The organism is Streptomyces sp. NPDC002088 (assembly GCF_040296605.1).
GTDB lineage: Bacteria > Actinomycetota > Actinomycetes > Streptomycetales > Streptomycetaceae > Streptomyces.
Genome location: NZ_JBEOXO010000081.1, coordinates 1 through 4,634 on the forward strand (window position 1 = coordinate 1; position 4,634 = coordinate 4,634).

At 66.8% G+C, this 4,634-nt stretch carries 2 protein-coding genes and 1 pseudogene; 2 read left to right on the plus strand and 1 reads right to left on the minus strand.

What is annotated here, in order from left to right; genetic code table 11:
* Together ABT114_RS49915 and ABT114_RS49920 are read left to right on the plus strand one after the other, a co-directional pair.
* Nucleotides 1-215, plus strand: a pseudogene (locus tag ABT114_RS49915) (transcriptional regulator NrdR); the annotation flags it as partial.
* A 151-nt stretch (nucleotides 216-366) separates the two neighbouring features.
* Nucleotides 367-558, plus strand: a complete 192-nt coding sequence (locus ABT114_RS49920; protein WP_351153912.1) for a hypothetical protein — start codon at nucleotides 367-369, stop codon at nucleotides 556-558.
* Nucleotides 559-1,644: 1,086 nt separating this feature from the next.
* Here the strand turns inward: ABT114_RS49920 and ABT114_RS49925 are convergent.
* Nucleotides 1,645-4,140 carry a DEAD/DEAH box helicase gene (locus ABT114_RS49925; RefSeq protein WP_351153915.1) on the minus strand — a complete coding sequence of 832 codons (2,496 nt, stop codon included), beginning with the start codon at nucleotides 4,138-4,140 and terminating at the stop codon, nucleotides 1,645-1,647.
* Nucleotides 4,141-4,634: the final 494 nt, after the last annotated feature.

Consider the following 4,634-nt stretch of genomic DNA (forward strand, 5'->3'; position numbering starts at 1 on the left):
TGCAGGAGCTCGACCTCGTCGCCTATCTGCGGTTCGCGTCCGTCTACCGGGCGTTCGACTCGCTCGAGGACTTCGAGGCCGCGATCGCGGAACTCAGGCAACCGGCGGGACGCCCCGTCGCGGACGACGAAGACGCGAGTGCGGGGAGCCAGGAAGACGACCGCAGGTCGGGAGAGGCCGTACAGGTCCCTGAGCCCGCAGGCGCCGCCGACTGATCGGCGGGCCGGGCCCGGACTTTGGACACCGGGGCCGGCCGGATGGCGGCGATCGAAGACCTGTTGCGGGAGGCAGCGAGTGGGCGCCCGCAGCACCAGACAGAACTCCGCGCATGCGTACGCGCATGCCTGACAACGAGGAGGAAGCTTGATGCTTCTCATCGCTTACGTTGCCCTGCTCACGATCATGGTGCTCTTGATCGTTATTGGTGGCCTTGGCTATGTCGTGCACCGGTACCCGGCGCTGGTCCAGCCGCTGATGGTCGCTCTGACCGGGGCGGGAGTACTGATTGCCCTGCTTGTAGGGCCAGCCGTAGTCCTAGCCGTCCCCGGTGTGCTGTGAGGACCGCGGGGCACATCGTGGCGCTCTTGCTTGTACAGGGAGGCGGCATGACAGAGACGGCGAGCGGTTGGTCCCTCTCGATGGTCTCCCTGCTGGATAGCGGTAGTTGCTTTCGAAAGGTTGCGCCAAACGCACGTTCGAGTGAAAGATCGCGGATCGCCAGCCGTGATCATGCGTCTGGGCGCACGGCTAACGCGACGCCTGGCGGACAAAAGAGCCCATTGCTGAACTCTTCACCGCTGGATGACGACCTCGTGGATGCTGCAAGCTCTCTCCTGGCGGGGATCTCCGCAGGTAGCTCTGTGATCCAGCTGCGGCCTCGCATCAGTGGCAAAGCAGTATGGCAGCGCGACACATGCCAGTACGGGCGCGACACGCGGGATCGGTGTGCATGTATGAGTCAATCCCCACATCTAGTGGTTGGATTGCATCAGCGGCCCAGAAGGTGTGGTCCCCCGGGTCTTCGGACCCGGTCAACACGCTTATGCTTGGGCCCAGTTCCTCCCAGAGGTCCCACCGAGTTGTTCGCCTCACACCAAGGCCAATTCCTGGGCACCGCTCAGGACCCTTACCGGGACCGGAGGGAGGGAGCAGATGACCGGGGAACAATCTCCTGGTGATCACTGCGCACGGTGCGACCGCCGCCTGTCGAAGCGGCAGGCACTCATCGACTGGGCGCCAGTGACCATCAAGGTCATTTGGGAACTGTTGCAGTCCTTCTGGTCTTAACCAGGAGCAGAGTACGGCCGGCTGGTGCAGGCGCTCACGCAGTGAGCCCGACCGCTACGTGTTCGGCCGGGCTCATGACTGCGGCACCCTGAGGGGTCTGACTGCTGGTTGCACCCAGCGTCAGGCCCTTCGGGGATTCCCGGGGTACTGGCTGTCCTCACAGAGGCGAGTCAGTCCCGGTGTCCCCAGGTGTCCGTAAGCATCGTATGACATCAGAGCCGCCCTGCAACGCATTCGGACCGCCGGGATGTCGATCAGCCCACCCTCTCGAGGCCGCATGATCAACCTTGCCGAAACGCGATCTACGCCGCCCACCGCACGGCGCCCCGCTCACGGAGCCTGACCGGTCAGGGAGGTTCACCAGCGCATGCCGAGGGCGTTGAGGTCTGCGCGTCGCTGCTCGCTCAACTTCGCGGCCCTCCTTCGGGTGTTATCCAGGAATGACCCCAGTTTCACAGGCTCGCCGTCAACCAGTTCGACATGCTGACGTGCCGCCCGCAGGTGGCCCTCCCGCGTGTGGAACTGGCGTGCGGCTGCCAGGTTGGTGGTCCACCGGTCGTCCTGCGTGCGGCGTGCGCCCTGTGCGGGTTCGCTCTCGGTCGCGGGCTCTACTCCGATGGTCTCCAGGAGGTATTGCTGTGCGGGCATCAGCCGGTCCCATCCGGCCCGTTGCGCGGCGGCCCATGCTCCCAGGTCTTCGCCCTGCACGATGAGTTGGCCTGCTCCGGTGGGCAGTGCGCCTCCGGCGCGTACGTGGGCGAGGGTGAGCCGGAGGCTGCGTTGCCAGCCGATCTCCCACGTGGGGCACCATCCCGGATCGATCTCTGCCAGAGCTGTCAGACGGCTCTCTGACAGCTCACCCGTGTACGAGACGCCCGTTTCCCCGGCCTCCCGCCGTTCGGTGTTCTCAGCCGTCCTGCGGGCCGCTGCACGCTGGTTCTTGGCCCACACCCCCACCGGAAACCCGTCCCCGCCCCAGACCGCCGAAGCAGGCGGCAGGAAGTGTCCGTGCACGGCCGCGTAGGAGCGGGCCACGGCCAGGCCCGCGTCCCATGCGGATGCCTGCACCGACCAGACCATGCCGAGTGCTTCCAGCTCACTCACGCGGCCGGCCTCCAGGGTGCCGGCCGCGTAGTACCGGCGCTGGTCGGCCACCCACACCCCCAGTGGATGCCCGCCGATCCCGGGCCAGTCCTCCGGCGTGACGTACGTGTACGGCACCCGCAGCTCGTTGTTGCCGGTCTCCCGCAGCCACCGCGTCGCCGCCTCGATGCCGCGCAGCCAGTAGGCACGCTCGGGGTCGATGACCCGCAACCTGACGAACTGGGTGAGCGCGGCCGGGTCGCGTTCCTCGCTGAACCGCAGCACCCCTGCTGCCGCAGCACCGACCCGGGCGACGTCCTGCTCCTGGTCGCCGTCCTCGCCGTCGTCGTCCTGGTCGTTGTCGCCGTCCTCGCCCGCCTCGGGGCGGGCGTTGCGGATCCGGGGATCGGCCAGTGCCTCGATCGTCTCCGCATCGTGCGCCCGCAGAGCTCCAAGGATCTTGCTGAGGGTCCCGTAGGCATCCGAGGTGAGCAGTTCGTTGACATCCTCGTTTTCCCCGAGGAATACGGGCACGATCAGCGTGGCGATTTTCCCGGCGCCAGGATCCATCCGCAGGGACCGCCCGACCATCTGCACGATATCCACCATCGAACCGCGCGCATCCGCGAACAGGACCGCGTCACACTCCGCCGTATCGACGCCTTCACCCAAAACCCGCACCGAGGAAAGCACCCGCAATTTCGCGGGCACATCCCGCCCCGCAAATTCCTCCGCTCCGAGGAAATCAGAAGCGAATTCATCCAGCACCTGACGACGGTGAGCGGGGGCATGTTCGCCGTACAGCCAGCCCGCCCACACCTGCTCGGCGGGCGGGTAGGTGTCGGGGTCGTCCTCGGCGAGCCGGCCTGCCGTCGCCGGGACGGCCGCCGCCATCGCCTCCGCCTCGCTCACCCTGCTGTGAAAGGACAGCACCCGCCTAAACCGCTCCTCACTCGCAGCCTGCATCAGGCCGGTCTGCACGGCCGCCAACCGCGCCCCGCGCACCGCGTCCGAACCCGTCGCCTCGGTGGTGAGCGCGGCATACAAGTCAGGGTCGCGGATATCCAGGCACAGCACCTGATACGGCGCCACCAACCCCAGCCGGATCGCCTCACTGAGCTTCAGCTTGTAGGCCACGGGACCGAAGACCGGCGAGTCCTCATCCATGGACGCCACCAGCCGCGGCCGGTCCCCTTCGGCCTCCCACACCCGGGCCGTCGCCGTCATGTACAACCGCCGCACAGCCGGGACTTGGGCCTGGTCATGCACGGCCGCCCACGGCCGCCCGCCATCCCCACTTGTCCGGTGAGCCTCGTCCACCACCATCAGGTCCCACACCGGCAGACCCGCCGCGTGCGCCCGCTGGAGAGTGCCCAGACCCACCGACGCATACGTCGCGAACACGGTCACCGCCTCAGGGCCGGCCGTCCACGCGACCAACTCCTCCGGGTCCGTCGTACAGGGCACGCCCTGACTGTCCGCACCCCGCAGAGAGCACACCCCGACCATCGCCCCGTGACGGCCGCCCTGCCGCCACGCGGCGGCCATCTGCAACAGCAGATCCAACGTCGGCACCAATACCAGCACCCGGCGAGCCGAAAGACGAATCGCCGACTCCACACCAATCAGCGTTTTACCGGACCCGGTAGCAGCGATAACCTGAGCCCGCAGACCTTCAAGAGGAATTCCCTTACCAGGCTGCTCCGAGAGATTCCGAAGCACCGAATCCACTGCTTCGATCTGATGAGGGCGGAGGGTCATGTGCGTCATTCCAGATCCATTTCTCGCACCATTCAAGGTGCGCGGTGAGGGGAATTGGATCCCAAGGTGCGTCCGATGTCCGACCGAGGTAGCTACCCCGTCATCATCCCAGAATCTATCTGGGTAACTGAAGTGACGCACACCCCAATGTGGAGATGTTGGGAAGTGGTGGATCCTGAGCGGTGACGCGGGATCGAAACGGGCCGGACCGAGACCCGGCGACGGAGGGGGACGATGCCGGCCTCTGACACTCCCTCAGCCGCACACACATCTGACACCCCGCCACCCTCCTCTCGCTGCCGCTTTTCTGACGCGCGCGGAGCGTGCGTCAGGTTCCGTACAGGACTGCGGAGCAGGCCAGTACGGAACTGATCCGGCGTCAGCCGGATCGCCGGATCACGGAGTGATCCGGCAGGCGGAACGGAGTTCCGCCGCCTTTCCGCGCGAAGCGCGGAACCGCCGCGTAGCGGCGGCGCGTCGTGTCTGCGGAGCAAGACCGCGCG